Raw genomic sequence first — 14,585 nt, 5'->3', positions numbered from 1 at the left:
GGGCCTGCAGCTCAACCGGCGGCTCAAGCCCGCAGCGCGTCGAGCACCATCACCGTGCCGTCGTCGTACACCGAGGCGGTGACCACATCGGCACTGTCCTTCACGCCCTGCGGCGCCTGGCCCATAGCCACACCGACGCCAGCCCACTGGAGCATCTCGGTGTCGTTGAAACCGTCACCCACTGTCACGGTGCGGGCGCGGTCGATGCCGAGCTCGGCGCGGATCTCCTCCAGGGCGCTGGCTTTCGAGATGCCAGGGGCTGCCATGTCAAGCCAGGCCGTCCACCCGATCGCGTACTCGACGCCCTGCACGCCGGATTCGGCCACCACGCGGCTGAACTCCTGCGGGCTGAGATCCGGTACGTGCACCACCACGCGCACGGCCTCCAGCTGCATGAGTTCCTCGATGTCGTTCTCGATGGCACGCACGCCGAAGCTGGCGTCCTGGAATCCGGGGGTCGCGTGGAAGGTGCCGTCGGCCATCTCCACGGCGTAGTGCGCATCGGGGGCGACCTCCCGCAGTGTGGCGAGCGCCTGCCCGGGCTGGAAGCTGCGGGTCGCGATCACGCGATGCTCGCCGTTCTCGATGCCCAGGGTGACGGCGCCGTTGGAGCACACGGCGAAACCATGCTGCACACCGGCGGCTTTCACGATCGGCACGGTGGCGCCAACAGAGCGGCCGGTGGCGATCACGACTTCATGCTCGTCGGCGGCACGGCGCAGCGCTTCGCGCATAGCGTCGGTCATATCGCCGTCGTGGTCCACGAGGGTGCCGTCGACATCCAGGCCGATCAGCAGGGGCCCGTCGCCGGCCGGGATCTCTTCCAGGGCAGCTGCCACGCGGTCGCGGGCGGCGTCGAGATCGGTCAGGCTGCGCTGGGCGGTATCCCTAGCGGGCAGTGTGGCAGGGGCGTCTGACCGGCGGGGGAACCGCCGATGACGCAGGGCCGCCAGGGCACGACGGAGCCGGCCGCCCAGCGTGCTGCGGCTCCTCGAGCTGTCGGCGGGGCTCAGGAGAGGACCTCGAACACCTCGCGGCCGCCCAGGAATCGCTGCAGCCCCTCCGGCACGCGGACAGAGCCATCAGCCTGCTGGTGGTTCTCAAGAATCGCCGCGATCCACCGGGTGGTGGCCAATGTGCCGTTGAGCGTGGCAACCGGACGCAGCCCGTCCTCCGTGCGCTCGCGGATATTCAGGCGACGGGCCTGGAACTGGGTGCAGTTCGAGGTGGAGGTCAGCTCTCGGTAGGTGTTCTGGCTGGGCATCCACGCTTCACAGTCGAACTTGCGGGCGGCTGAGGTGCCCAGGTCGCCGGCGGCGGTGTCGATGATGCGGTACGGCAGGTCCACACGTGCCAGCATCTCCCGTTCCCACGCAAGCAGCCGCTCGTGCTCCTCGTAGGATTCCTCGAGGGTGCAGTAGGAGAACATCTCCACCTTGTGGAACTGGTGCACGCGGATGATGCCGCGGGTGTCGCGGCCGTAGCTGCCGGCCTCACGCCGATAGCAGGCCGACCAGCCGGCGTAGCGGATCGGGCCGTCGCTGAGGTCGAGCACCTCACCGCTGTGGTAGCCGGCCAGGGCCACCTCGCTCGTGCCCACCAGGTACAGGTCATCGTCCTTGTCCAGGTGATAGACCTCGTCGGCGTGCTCCCCCAGGAAGCCGGTGCCGTCCATCGTCTCGGGCAGCACGAGGGTCGGGGTGATCATCGGGGTGAACCCGTAGGAGGCCGCCTGCTCCATGGCGGCGTTCAGCAGCGCCAGCTCAAGCTGGGCACCCACGCCGGTGAGGAAGTAGAACCGGGCACCGGAGACCTTCGCGCCGCGCTGCATATCGATGGCGCGCAGCCCTTCGGCGAGCTCGAGGTGATCCTTGACGGGGAAGTCGAAAGTCGGTGTCTCGCCGACGGTCTCGAGCACCGCGAAGTCCTCCTCGAGGCCTTCGGGGGCGCCCTCGGCGATGTTCGGGATGGTGCGCAGCAGCCGGTCACGCTCGGCGAGCACCTCCTGGGTCTTCGCCTCGAGCTGCTTCACCTCGGCGGCGAGCTCCTTGACTTCGGCCAGCAGAGCCTGCTTCTCCTCGCCCTGGGCCTTGGCGACATCCTTGCCACGAGTCTTCTGCTCCGCGCGCTTGCTTTCGAACGCCGCGGTGGACTCCCGCCACGTCTCGTCGGCCGCGAGCACGGCGTCAACCACAGCAGGGTCACGCCGCCGCGCACGCTGGGCCTCGCGGACCCGGTCCGGATTCTCTCGCAGCTGCCGCAGATCGATCATGGGCCCAGGGTACCGGTCCGCAGGCGGCCGCTCGTGCCCCGGATGGCCCTGTCGTCGGCTGGTTTCCGGCTTTTCGCCGTTGAACGTGGATCGTGGGTTCAGAGTGCCTGCGGTGAGGCGCAGGCGGAGGCGGTCGTTGTCTGACGTGTGGATGCCTCAGACGACGCCGTGGTGGAGTTCGATGAACCTGGTGTTGGTTGCGGTTCCGCCGTTGGGGCGAAGCCCGGGAAGGGCACTACCAGCTGAGGCATGGGGTCAGGTCGCAGGCAACAGCTGCTGGGCCGACGGTTCGTGCCAGGTCAGGCGACGGCGCGGGCGTCAACGAGTAGCTCCGCCGGCATCCCTCGATCCAGCTTCCAGATGATCTGCATGGGCTTGGAGCCCTCGGCCTTGACGAACTGAGCAGTGCCCAGACAGGTGTAAGGCTCGGTGCCAAGATCGCCGGTCTTGGCTCGCCGTACGAACAGGACCACGTGCGTGCCGTTCGCCGCGTGGTTCACATAGCGAAGGCCCGTGGGGCTTTCTGCCGAGGTGGTGCTCTGCGACTCCCAGTGAAAGAGATCAGGCGCCAGTGCGTAGTCGCGATACATGGTCGTCGGTGAGTAGTCCGCCTCCGACTTCTTCAGCGTCACGAGCAGGGCATCGGTTTGCAGCCCCGGTAGCCACTTCACACCCTCGCGGATCGCCCCTGGTGTTCCCGGATCCAGCGTACCCAGGCCGAGCCCCGCAAGGAGTTCCTCACGGGAATAGCGGGCATGTGAACGCAGCGGAGTGGCCGCGAGTCGTCCGGCCAAGAGCTTGGCGCGGACACGCGAACGATCCGACAGCACATCGAACACACCGAGAAGCTCAGCGAGGACGGTCTGGTGTGACCGCAGGCGTTCGAGACCCGCCCGCATCCCACCCGTGTATCCCGATGGCCAGATCGAGAAGTAGAGCATCGCAGCAAATAGGTTCGACTCGATGTGCTCGGGGAGGGAGCGTGCCGTGAGCAACTGGCGATAGGCCGACAGACGCTCCTCGTCATCGCAGTGCGTCAGCGACTGAACACGCCGCAGGATCTCCTGGTCTTCATCGTTGAGGGGCTGTCGTGCGGTCGGGAACGCCCAGTCCACGAACGTCCGCCATGTCGATGGCCGCTTCTCGGTTTGGAACGTCCGACTGCTCCGAAAGCCATAGATGTCCGCGATGGCACGATCTGCAGCGCTCAGATACATGCCCAGGGTGTAGTCCGACGGTTCGACGCCCTGCGGCAGATGCTGACGCACGTCGACGACGAGGTCTCGCGTGCTGAGCGTCAGCTGGCTCTTTACGTTGCGCAGCACGATGTCCTGGGCGACGCGATCGAAGATGATCTGCGAGCCGGGTGGCAGGAACGGGAACCCCTTTTCGATCGATGACACCAGCCGAGTACGGGAGAGCCCGGTGAGGGCTCGGTACTTCAGGTCGAAACGGAACTGCTTGTTCTGCATGCCGACGAAGTCCAGGACTGTCAGCACAGCTTTCCCTTCAGCCCGGCGGAGACCACGACCCAGCTGCTGCAAGAAAATGGTCGCCGATTGGGTGGGTCGCAGCATGAGGACCGTGTCGATGTGGGGGATGTCGAGGCCCTCGTTGAACAGGTCCACAGCGAAGATGCAGTTCACGCGGCCGTCGCGTAGTTTCTCGAGTCCCTGACGGCGCTCCTCTCGGCCGGAAGATCCGTCAAGTGCGAGCGAAGGGATTCCGGCGGCGGTGAAGCGGTCCGCCATGTATCGGGCATGAGCGACGCTGACACAGAACCCGAGAGCACGCATTCGGTGAGGATCCGTCACCTTGTCAGAGACGGCTGTAAGGATTTTACGCACACGAGCGTCATTGCCGGTGTAGATCTTCTCCAGCTCCGTCACGTCATAGCGGCCTCGCTGGAAACGCAGTCCCTCGAGGCTGACGTCGTCGGCGATCCCGAAGTAGTGGAACGGCACCAGGATGTCGGCGCTGAGGGCATCCCACAGTCGCAGCTCGGAGGCGATGCGGCCGTCGAAGAGCTCGAGGCTGAGATCTGCGCGTCCGTCCGCGCGTTCCGGAGTGGCGGTCAGACCGAGCAGCTCGCGAGGTGTGAAGTGGTTGAGGAGACGTCGATAGGAGTCAGCTTCTGCATGGTGGAACTCGTCGACCACAATGATGTCGAAGTGGTGCGGAGCCCATGCCTCAAGTTCTTCGCGGCGGGCCATGGACTGCACCGACGCGAAGACATGACGTCGTTCGACCGGCCGCGCACCATCCACGAAGAGCTCGCCGAAGGCACCTGAGCCCATAACCTCGCGAAAGGTGCGCAGCGCCTGCTCCAGGATCTCCTTGCGATGAGCGAGGAACAACAGACGGGGCGCGCCGCCCATCACGGAGGCGAGTCGCTTGTAGTCCAGCGCGGCAATGACGGTCTTGCCGGTGCCGGTCGCTGCCACCAGGAGATTGCGGTGGCGGTCGTGGACCTCGCGCTCAGCGGCGAGCTCCTCCAGCATGATCGCCTGATGCGGGTACGGCCGCACGTCGAGCCGACTGATCTCCGTCACCGAGGCGCCTCCCCGACCGCCGTGCTTTATGAGCATGGCGTCGAGGTAATCAGCGTCCGTGTCGGGGTCATACGACTGGAAGGCGGGGCTGTCCCAGTACGACTCGAAGGTCGCCGTGAACTTGTGGAGGAGCCCCGGGGTTGAGGTCTGAGAGACGCGAACGTTCCACTCGAGGCCATCCAGTAGCGCAGCGCGGCTCATGTTCGAGCTGCCCACATACGCCGTGCTGAAACCGCTGTTGCGGTGGAAGTACCATGCCTTGGCGTGCAGGTGTGTCGATTGGGCATCGAAGTTCACGCGAACCTCGGCGCCATAGGACCGCACCAGGTGGTCCAGCGCCTTGCGATCGGTCGCGCCGATATAGGTCGTGGTTAGAACGCGGAGGGGAACACCGCGATCGCGAGCGTGCTGCAGCGCCCCCTCCAACAATCGGATACCGCTCCATTGCACGAAGGCGCACAGCAGATCGATTCGGTCTGCACTCGCCATCTCGAGCCGAAGCTCAGCGGCGAGCTGCGGGTCGCTGGGCCCATTGGTGAACAGAGCAACGTCATTAAGGGGCGTCGATGGGCGCGCCTTGGGGGCCTGGGCTCGTGGACGAACCTCGGTCAGTAAGCGGGGTCCGTCTTCCTCGCTCACGGCATCTTCGTCCAAGGAGAGCAGGGTCGCCACGTGCGTGGCAAAGGCGAGTCGATCGCGACGAGTCGGCAGGGCGGCAAGCACTTGTTCCAAGCGAGCAGCCATGTGCCGCGACAGCACGTGGGGAAGGTCTGCGTCGTCGATGCCTGCTGACAGAGTGGATTCGCGATCCGCAGGGAGTAGACGGAGACTGCACGCGACGTCATCGGTGAGAAGCTTCTCGTAGATGCCATCGGGTAGGTGCTGCGCCATCATGCATCTCCTCGGTGGCAAGCGCTTGACCGATCCAGCTTCTCCGCCAGGCCGTCGACGACCGGCACGTCGCCGGGGGCCCACGCGTAGTCTCCGAGTGCGTCGACCTGGATCCAGCCCATCGCGTCGTGGTCGGTGCTGTGCGCCGGCTCGGGACCGTTCAGGGTCGCGCAATAGCAGGCCAGTTCGATGATCACGCCGCGTTGCGCGGTCCGGGTGGTCTCCACATGCGGGCCGACCGTGACGTCGATTGCCAGCTCCTCACGCAGCTCCCGGGCCAGCGCCTCCTGCGGCGTCTCCCCGGGTTCGACCTTGCCACCGGGGAACTCCCACAGCCCGCCGACGTGACGCTCCGGCGAGCGCCGCGCTGCGAATACCTCGAGCCCGTCGGTCACCTCGCGCAGCAGGATCCCGGCCACCACCAGCACTGTCTGCGGGGTCTCGGGATGCACGTCGCTCGTCATGGCTCCCAGCCTACGGCGGGCATGCACCCCGCTGGGGTCGGCGAGGCGCAGTCGCACCCCATGACCCCACACGCAACGGCATAACGCAACGCCACAGTGCCTGACTTCCGTGCAGGCTGACGCACGCGTCGCCACGTCACTACAGTGAGCCCATGGACATCACCGCCCTCGTGCTCACCGCGATCACAGCAGTGCTCGCTCTCGTGACCATCGTGCTGCTCGTGGTGGTGCTGCGTTCGAACGCACACCAGCAGCATGAGATGGAACAGCTGCGCCGCACTGCCGAGCAGCTCACGAGCTCGGGCGATGCATCGGGCCGAGGCGGCACGTCGGACGCCGACAACGAGGATCGCCCCGCCGGCGCACTCGAGAGCGTGGGCGTGGTGGTCAACCCCTCGAAGTTCGATGACCCATCGCAGTTCCGTCGCAACGTCGAGAGCAGCATCCGCCTCGCGGGCATCTCCGACGTACGCTTCTACGAGACCAGCCCGGACGACCCCGGGCGCGGCCAGGCACTGCAGGCCATTGAGGATGGATGCGACCTCGTGTTCGCTGCAGGCGGCGACGGCACCGTGCGCATGGTCGCAGGCGCGCTTGCCAGCACCGATGTGCGCATGGCAATTCTGCCTGTGGGCACCGGCAACCTGCTGGCCCGCAACATCGACGTGCCGCTGAACAGCCCGGAGGCAGCGGTAGCGGCGGCCCTGACCGGGCACGACCACCCGGTGGATGTGGGCTGGCTGCGCACCGGCATGTCCGAGGAGGAAGCTCGCACGGCCGACAAACAGGTGTTCCTGGTGATGGCCGGATACGGTGCGGACGCGGAGATGATCGGCAACACCGACCCCGAGCTCAAGAAGCGCATGGGCTGGATCGCGTACGTCGTCGGTGGTGTCCGCACGATCCTGGGCCGCTCCCAGTACGTGCATGTGGCGCTGCCCGATGGTTCCCGCCACCAGCTCAAGGCCCGCACCGTCATCATCGGCAATGTCGGCAAGCTGCCGGGCGGACTGGTGCTCATGCCTGATGCGACGATCGACAACGGCAGGCTCGAAGTGCTGGTGGCTGGCTGGCGCGGTGCCGCAGGCTTCGGTCAGGTGGTCACAAAGCTCGTCAACCCGCGTCTGCCGGGCGGTGTGAAGCTCTCGACCATGGAGCGTTACCTGACCGCCTCCGTGCGGGTGGCCACAACGAAGCCGCAGCCGGTGCAGCTCGATGGCGACACCGCAGCCGAAGCGACCCACATGATCGCCACGATCGACGCCGGCTCCCTGGTGCTGCGGGTCCCGTCCCGTCACTGAGTGTGCGTCACTGCGGAGGCTCGATGAGCGAGCTGAGCTGCCGCACCCACTCCACAGCCGTGTCGTAGGCACTGTCCTCGAATCCTTCACGGGCACGCGAGGACGTGCCGTCGAATCGCGGATACGAACCGAGGAAGTGCACCGCGGGACAGACCCGGTGCAGGTCGCGTAGCGCGGCCTGCACACGGCGGTCTTCCAGATGGCCCTCGACGTCGATCGAGAACGAGTACCGGCCCAGGGCATCACCGGTGGGCCGCGACTCGATCCGGGACAGGTTCACACCGTTGGCGTTGAACAGCTCGAGCGCCTCCAGCAGGGCGCCGGCGCGATCATGCGCCAGTTTGATGACGATCGTGGTGCGGTCAGCGCCTGTGCGCGCCGGGATCCTGCCTTCCCGCTGGACCAGCACGAACCTGGTCTGGGCGCCGACGGTGTCTTCGATCCCGTGTGCCAAAACGTGCAGCCCGAAGTGCTCTGCGGCAAGTGGTGAGCAGACCGCTGTGCGGCCGAGCGCATCCTCGGGTGCGCAGAAGGCCAGGTCGCGTGCGGCTGCCGCCGTAGAGGAGGCGGCGTCGATGCGGGCGTCGGGCAGATGAGTGCGCAGCCAGCCCTGCACCTGCGCCTGCGCATGCGGATGCGAGGCGACAGACTCGACCTGGTCCAGCGCCATCGGCTCACGGGCGGCGAGCACGAAGGTGATCGGCACAACCTGCTCGGCGACGATCGTGATCGCGTCGGTCGCGGCGAGCACGTCGAGCGTGCCGGAGACGCCGCCTTCAACGGAGTTCTCGATGGGTGCCATGAGGGCGTCGAGGTCACCGGCGATAAGGTCGGCGGCCGCAGCGGCAACCGTGGAGACCGGCACGAGCTGCAGCTGCTCGGGCGGCGTGCGCGTGCCCGTGCTCTCTCGAGCCTCGAGCGCCTGCAGCAGCGCCTGGTGCGTGAAGGTGGTCTCGGGACCCAGGAATCCGTACCGCGTCATGAGCGGCAGGGTAACTGGGCGGCGACCTCCTGCGCGGGCAGGGTCCATACCTCGACGCGGCGTGTGTGATCGCCGGGATGGCGCGCCCATCGTCCGGTGCGCTGCGCCCCGAGGCGCCGCGCGACAGCCTGCGAGGGGAGGTTCTCCGCGTCGATGCGTAACACGAGCTCCTGGACCCGTGGATCCGCCGCGGTGAGCTGCGCGACCTGGGTGGCGATCAGGTGGCCGTATCCGCGGCCGCGGTGTGCGGCGAGCACCCAGTACGTGAGTGCTGCCTGTCCGTGGTCAAGGCCCGCCCCCAGCAGGACTGCGCCGGCGCCACCCACCAGGCGCGAACCGTCACGCGCGGCGTACTCGCGCAGTGGGCCGTCCGCGCGCCAACGCTCCACGCGGGCGAGGAAGGCAGCAAGGCTCTGCGCGTCCCAGCGCCGCCCGCTGATTTCCGCGGCCAGATACTCGTCTTGGCCGCGGAGAATGTCCTCGGCGTGAGCGGAGCTGAGGGGTTCTAGGCGCATCACGGGATGCTCCACCGTTCCGTCAGGGCCCCGGAGCGCGGCACTGTCCGCGTCGGCTCATGCTGCGAGTTCACGACCCCATCGTGTCACCGCCATAAGCTGGCGGTGCGTCTGTCCCGTCGGCCTCCAGGATCGTCTGGGTGGGCTCGTACGATGCTCATGATGAGTCCAGCAGGCCGTACCCCCTCCCCCGCCGCGCCCGCACGGCGTGCCGCTGCGGCAATTGCACGACCGTGGCACCGCTCTCGTTCGCCGTGGCTCAGCCGCGTGGCGGCCCCTGCGCTCGCTCCGATCACGACGCTCTGCGCGCTGGTGGGACTCACTCTCATGGTGTTCCTTCCGTCGACGGCGCACGCCGACGGCTCCGCCGGGCCAGTCCGTATCGTGGTGGCCACAGCGGGCCTCACCTGGGAAGACGTTTCCGCAGAGCAGACCCCTGCGCTGCAGTGCCTGGCGGACCACGCGGGGCTCGGCGCGATGAACACCACCTCCACCACGCGCGTCTCCACCCAGGATCAGGGCCTGGAGACGCTGCGCACCGGGTACCGCGGACTCGCCGAGACCGCTCCCCGCTCCGCTGGCATCCCGAACCCGCCGACCGACCAGTGGGCCCCGATCCCCGGCGGCGTCGAGCAGATCGACGCCACCGCTGCGGTGCCGGTCGACCGTCTCCGCTCGGCGCTCGCTGGAGATGGCCTCGTGCTCGTTGATATCGGTGCGCTCCCTGTGGCGGGCACCGCTGACCGCGCCGACGCGTTGCAGGCGCTCGATGAACGTGTTGACCAGGTGCTCGGGGCGGCCGGTGGCTGCGATAACGCTACCCTGGCGCGCACTGTGCTGCTGTCCGTCGCCGCTACCGGGCCGTCGGCAGACACCGCCGCGCAGACCATCACATCCGTGCCGTCACGCACCGCCGGGCTGCAGGTCGCGATGGATACGGCGTTTCCGGGGCAGACGCTCGTCAGCGGGTCGACGAAACAGGACGGCCTGGTGATCCTCACAGACGTTCTGCCCACCATCCTCGACAGTCATGATGCGGAGGCGAGCGGTCCGATTCCCGGGCAGGCTATTCAGGGGGCACCGAGCAGCGATCCGCAGCAGCAGGTCATCGACCGCACGCTCGCCGCCCGCCTGGTGGATCCGGCGACACCGCTCGCGCTCGGATCCTGGCTGCTGCTCGGAGCGGTCGGCGCTGTGCTGGTGCTCGTGCCGGCCCTAGCACGGCGGCCACGTGCGCTGCGGTTCGGGCGGGCGCTGCTGGTCATGGCGCCTCTGGCCCAGCCCGTCGGCCTTGTGGCTCAGGTGGTGCCGTGGTGGCGCACCGAGCATCCGGCTCTTGCACTCACCGCCTGGGTGTGGGCGGGATCCGCGGTGCTGTCTGCCGCTGTACTGCTCGGGCCCTGGCGGCGCAGCAGGTTCGGGCCCGCTGGTGCGTCGGCCGCAATCGTGGCCGGGATCGTGCTGCTCGAATCGGCTACGGGTTCCCATCTGCAGGTCGCCTCACCGCTGGGGGCGCAGCCCATTTCCGGGGGTCGGTACTACGGGTTGTCCAATCACCTGTTCGGCCTGGTGCTCGGCGCCGTGCTGATGGGGCTGCTATGCCTGTTCTCGGCTGTGGCTTCCCGGCGCGCACGTGTGCTCATCACGCTCGCGGCAGGCATCATCGTGGCGGGCGTCTGTGTGGCCCCGTCGATGGGCGCAGACTTTGGGTCGATGCTGGTCACCCTGCCGACATTCGGGCTGCTGGCCCTGCTGCTGAGCAATCGGCGTGTGACACCGTGGCAGATCGCGAGCCTGGGTGCGGCAGCTGTGGCCGTTGTGCTCGCGGTCTCCGTGCTGGACTGGCTGCGGCCGCCGCAGCAGCGCACCCATCTGGGGCGCTTCATCGACGATCTGCTCGGCGGGGAACTGACGACGGTGGTGACACGCAAGCTCGCGCAGAACCTGTCGATGCCGCTGGACTTCCCGGTCCTGATCCCGGTGCTGGTGGCGGCCGTGGTGCTCTCGGCCGCCATGCTGATGCCCCGTCGGCTGCGGCTGCGACGCTTGGCAGCGCTCGAGGCGGCGCATCCCGTGGCCCGTCCGGTGCTGATCGCTCTGGTGGCGGGTGCCTGGCTGGGGTATGCCGTCAACGACACCGGTCCGGTTCTGGTGGGGGCTGTGCTGGTCGTGTGGCTGCTGTGGCTGCCAGCGATCCTGCCTGCGCCGTCGGTGTCGCCGAACGCGAAGGCGGCCCCGACATCCGCAGATGCCGAGGCCGCCAGAGGTGGTCACTGACACTGCTGCGGGCGCGGGGCGCCGCGGTCAGCTCAGCGTTGCTCGAACTCAGTGCTCGTCGTAGTGGTCCTCGTGCTCGGCGTGCTTGTGGCCGTCGTGGATGTAGTCCACGTGGTCGCCGTGCTGGACAGCCTCGTGGCCGCAGTTCTCGCCGTGGGTGTGCTCGTCCTTGGTGTGCTCAGCGGTGCTGTGATCGCTCATGGTGTCTCCTTGCCATCTGCATCTCCCGGGCGGGTGATGCTCTCTCGGACATGATCCAGAGCGTCACGGACAACATGCGTGACGTGGTGGTCCACCACGGCATACCGCATCTCGCGGCCGCTGCGGGTCGCAGAGATGAGCCCGGCGTCGCGCAGTGCACGCAAGTGCTGGGAGACCAGCGGCTGGGATATTCCAGCCCGCTCAGCAAGATGGCCGACGGTGCAGGGCGACCGGTCGATGAGGACCAGTAGCCGCAGACGGGTCTCACTGCCCAGCAGCTTGAACAGCTGCGCGGCGTCAGGCAGCTCCTCCGGAACCTGCTCGACGCTCATGGCCATACCCCATCACACATATGCACGTATTGCAATATGTTCATGTCAGTGATTCTCGGGGCGGGATTCCCCCGTCGGGCCGGCGGCTCCACACCTGCCCTCGCCAGGGCCCGAAGCCCCGTTGGCGCTGCCCGCACCACGGTTCTCCGCCGCGGCGGATCCATCGCCGCCCGGCTTCTCGTCATGGGTGCTGCACACACCACGGTTCTCCGCCTCAACGGCCTCGTGCACGACGAGCGAGACGAACTCGTCCGGCGTGAGCGGGCCGACTCCCTGCGGCGCATGCGGCGCGGGACGTGCGGCATAGGCGGCGAGCACCACCGCATGCTCAGGCGCGAACTGCTCGCTGACGTCGGCGGATCGCATGAGGTCGGCAAGCGAGGCGAGGTCTTCGCCAGCGAGCATCACCACGTCATCAGGGGAGAACACACTGCTCACGGGCAAGGATGCGAGGGCGTCGGCGAGCGCGGGCGCATCGACATCGCCGAGGGCCCGTAACTGGTCATCGCTGAACTCGCCCGCGACGGGGAGGACATGGAGGCGTTTGCGTCGCGCATCCGCTGCACTGTCACGCACCTGCCCGGCATCGGCCGCACCTGCGCTGCGCTCCTCGGGCGACTGGGCTGAGGAGGCCTGTGCAGAGGGAGCCTGCGCGGCAGGCGTCGGCGCGGAGGGGATCGGCGCGGAGGGGGTCTTAGTGGCAGACGTCGGCGCGGAGGGAGCCTGCGCGGCTGGCGTCGGTGCGGAGGGAGCCTGTTCGGAGGGATCCACCGGCGGTGTTTCTGCGCCAGATGTCGAGGCGGCGTCGAGTGCTGCCACGGTGTCATTCGCATCGGGGACTGTCGCGGCAGTCTCCGGCGTGACATGGCGACGACGCACCAGGGCCCGCAACACATCCCGCAGCTGAGCGGCCCGGTGCAAGCGGCCCTTCATGTCGTTACCGGTCGCACGATGCCGCAGGTCGCACTCGATCTCCTTGACCCAGAATCCGCCGTCCAGTGCATCAATGGTCAAAGACGTCTCCACGCCCCAGCCGGCAGCGAGCGGCTGGCATGCGTCCCACGCTTCCCTCGTGATGCAGCGCGTGCCGGACAGCGGTTGCGTCGGTTCCCAGCCTGTGGCCCGACGGATGCCGTTGCGGGCGGTGCGCACCACGAGGCCCATGCCGCCTGCACCCTCCTGCGGTGGCAGCAGGGCGATTGCCATGTCGACGCCGTCCACGAGCACAGCATCGACCAGTGGCTGGGCGGCGGCTGCGGAGTCGGTCATGTCCGCGTCCAGGAACAGCAGGGCGCGCGGCGCCACGGCGCCTGGATCGGTTACGCGGGCCGCGTCGGCGTGAGAAGCGCCTGCTCCGCCGGCGCGGTCGGGCCCAATCGGGGCGGCCGGGGACTGGTCTGCCTCGGGCGGCGTCTCTCCCGTCGGCGTCTCACCCGGCTGAGCTGCCCCGGCCGGCGTCTCCCCCGTCGGCGTCTCACCCGGCTGAGCTGCCCCGGGCAGCGTCTCCCCCGTCGGCGTCTGGCGCGGGCCCGCATCCCCGGTTTGGCCAGCCCCAATGCCGCTGGCGGCGCGTTCGGCCTCCTCGCGCAACGCTACGAGGCGTGCACCGGTCGCCATCGCTGCGGCCTTCCCACGGTTGCTGCGGTGGCGTACAACGAGTGCGTCAGCGCCCTGAGCCACCGCGGACGTCGAGTCCGTGGAGCCGTCGTCGACCACCACCACGAGGTCCACACCGACGATGGTGCGGGCAGAGCGAATCGTCGCCTCGAGGCGTTCGGCCTCGTTCTTGGCGGGGATCACCACAGCGATCCGCTCGGGCCGATGCTCCTGCAACGGCCCCACCGTGGTCATCGCAGCGTCACCTGGCGCGCCACGATGCCGCCGCGAGCGCGTCGCTCGAGCGCGGTCAATGGCTCGGTGCTCTCCAGGGCCTCCTCGAACCGGGCGCGGAACTCCGCGGCCTCGGCCTCGACACCGTCGACGCCATACCCCTTCGGCAGATCCCACACCGGAATCGACAAGCCTTCGGCACGGAAAGAGCCGACGTACTTCGTGCCCTCGCCGATCCCGGATTCACGCCGCGCGTGCAGGCGGGCGACGGCATCGATGACGCGATCCTCATCCGCATCCAGCACCCAGCGCAGGTGTTCCTTGGGTCCGGCATTTACCCAGTAGCCATGCGGCAGGGACGGCACCGCGGCGGTGGGCATGATCGACTCATTTGCCTGGGCAAGCGCCTGGTTGACGTCGGAAGTGCGCTCGGAACCCGGGTCGATCCAGAAGTCGAACGTATCTTCCACGCTGATAGCGAACGCGCCGCTGAGGTCCAGCAGATCCTGGAGTCGCGGGGACTCCGTCGTCACGCCGATCGCTCCCACGGGGGTGCCCGGCGATGTCTGCAGGGCCTGAGCGAGCGCCTGACCGAGGCCGCGGGAGAGGTCGCCGCCGGGAACGCTGGACTGCAGTCCCAGGATCACGGAGCCGTCAGACCGCTTTACCGCGGGCCAGGTCATCGGCAGCACCGTCGCGAGCACGACCGGCACGGAGCCGTGCTCTGCAGTCGTCGTGGCCGCGATCGTGGCGGCCGGGATCAGCTGCCGCATCGCAACCAGATCCTGCTCGTTCGGGATGCCCTCGAAGGGGCGACGGACCAGGTCATGTGTGGAGGTCGAAGCCATGACGGGAAGTCTACCGAGCGTGGGGGCCGCCAGCAGGTCCGGCATGCATCGTGCGAGGGCACAGGCGGGCCTGGCTAGTCCCCACCCCGACCCAGCGGGCGTAGCCCCGCCTCGATGTTC

The 14,585-nt window shown here is 68.1% G+C and carries 12 protein-coding genes; 2 read left to right on the top strand and 10 right to left on the bottom strand.

The features are described 5' to 3' along the window. Nucleotides 1-23: 23 nt before the first annotated feature. From C8271_RS02945 to C8271_RS02930, 4 genes are all read right to left on the bottom strand, one after another. Complete coding sequence (locus tag C8271_RS02945) at nucleotides 24-869, bottom strand: HAD family hydrolase (protein ID WP_425428200.1); 846 nt, start codon at nucleotides 867-869, stop codon at nucleotides 24-26. A 140-nt stretch (nucleotides 870-1,009) separates the two neighbouring features. After that, entirely contained in the window at nucleotides 1,010-2,272 is a 1,263-nt protein-coding gene (serS, locus tag C8271_RS02940; protein WP_106506045.1) for a serine--tRNA ligase, read from the bottom strand. A gap of 299 nt (nucleotides 2,273-2,571) precedes the next feature. Further along, on the bottom strand, nucleotides 2,572-5,718 hold the full coding sequence (locus C8271_RS02935) for a DEAD/DEAH box helicase (RefSeq protein WP_212591315.1): 3,147 nt from the start codon (nucleotides 5,716-5,718) through the stop codon (nucleotides 2,572-2,574). Continuing rightward, entirely contained in the window at nucleotides 5,715-6,179 is a 465-nt protein-coding gene (locus tag C8271_RS02930; RefSeq protein ID WP_106506043.1) for a (deoxy)nucleoside triphosphate pyrophosphohydrolase, read from the bottom strand. The genes C8271_RS02935 and C8271_RS02930 overlap by 4 nt, the downstream gene beginning before the upstream one ends. Nucleotides 6,180-6,331: 152 nt before the next feature. Here C8271_RS02930 and C8271_RS02925 point away from each other — a divergent pair, with 152 nt between their 5' ends. Continuing rightward, nucleotides 6,332-7,480 carry a diacylglycerol/lipid kinase family protein gene (locus tag C8271_RS02925; protein WP_106506042.1) on the top strand — a complete coding sequence of 383 codons (1,149 nt, stop codon included), beginning with the start codon at nucleotides 6,332-6,334 and terminating at the stop codon, nucleotides 7,478-7,480. Between the two features lie 7 nt (nucleotides 7,481-7,487). Here C8271_RS02925 and pheA read toward each other — a convergent pair whose 3' ends face one another. Both pheA and C8271_RS02915 read right to left on the bottom strand, forming a co-directional pair. Further along, a complete protein-coding gene (gene pheA, locus C8271_RS02920; RefSeq protein WP_106506041.1) occupies nucleotides 7,488-8,462 on the bottom strand; it encodes a prephenate dehydratase in 975 nt (324 codons plus the stop codon). Then, the gene (locus C8271_RS02915) at nucleotides 8,459-8,977 is read right to left on the bottom strand and encodes a GNAT family N-acetyltransferase (protein WP_106507837.1); all 519 of its coding nucleotides are present in this window, start codon (nucleotides 8,975-8,977) and stop codon (nucleotides 8,459-8,461) included. The genes pheA and C8271_RS02915 overlap by 4 nt, the downstream gene beginning before the upstream one ends. A gap of 159 nt (nucleotides 8,978-9,136) precedes the next feature. On the opposite strand from C8271_RS02915, the gene C8271_RS02910 reads away from it, so the two are divergent. After that, nucleotides 9,137-11,254, top strand: coding sequence for a rhomboid family intramembrane serine protease (locus C8271_RS02910; RefSeq protein WP_245920807.1), 2,118 nt, complete (start codon nucleotides 9,137-9,139; stop codon nucleotides 11,252-11,254). Between the two features lie 48 nt (nucleotides 11,255-11,302). Here the strand turns inward: C8271_RS02910 and C8271_RS02905 are convergent, their stop codons facing one another. The 4 genes from C8271_RS02905 to C8271_RS02890 are packed head-to-tail and all read right to left on the bottom strand — an operon-like array spanning nucleotide 11,303 to nucleotide 14,465. Next, nucleotides 11,303-11,455: a zinc transporter permease gene (locus tag C8271_RS02905; protein ID WP_106506040.1), complete on the bottom strand. Its 153-nt coding sequence runs from the start codon at nucleotides 11,453-11,455 to the stop codon at nucleotides 11,303-11,305. After that, on the bottom strand, nucleotides 11,452-11,787 hold the full coding sequence (locus C8271_RS02900) for an ArsR/SmtB family transcription factor (protein ID WP_106507835.1): 336 nt from the start codon (nucleotides 11,785-11,787) through the stop codon (nucleotides 11,452-11,454). The genes C8271_RS02905 and C8271_RS02900 overlap by 4 nt, the downstream gene beginning before the upstream one ends. Before the next feature lie 45 nt (nucleotides 11,788-11,832). Beyond that, on the bottom strand, nucleotides 11,833-13,638 hold the full coding sequence (locus C8271_RS14350) for a glycosyltransferase (protein WP_342751932.1): 1,806 nt from the start codon (nucleotides 13,636-13,638) through the stop codon (nucleotides 11,833-11,835). Further along, entirely contained in the window at nucleotides 13,635-14,465 is an 831-nt protein-coding gene (locus tag C8271_RS02890) for a DUF5926 family protein (protein WP_106507834.1), read from the bottom strand. Before C8271_RS02890 ends, C8271_RS14350 begins: the two co-directional genes overlap by 4 nt. Nucleotides 14,466-14,585: the final 120 nt, after the last annotated feature.

The sequence above is a fragment of the Brachybacterium timonense genome (assembly GCF_900258505.1).
Classification (GTDB): Bacteria; Actinomycetota; Actinomycetes; order Actinomycetales; family Dermabacteraceae; genus Brachybacterium; species Brachybacterium timonense.
Note: the sequence above shows the minus strand (reverse complement) of the source record. Positions and strands in the feature narration are given on the sequence as shown.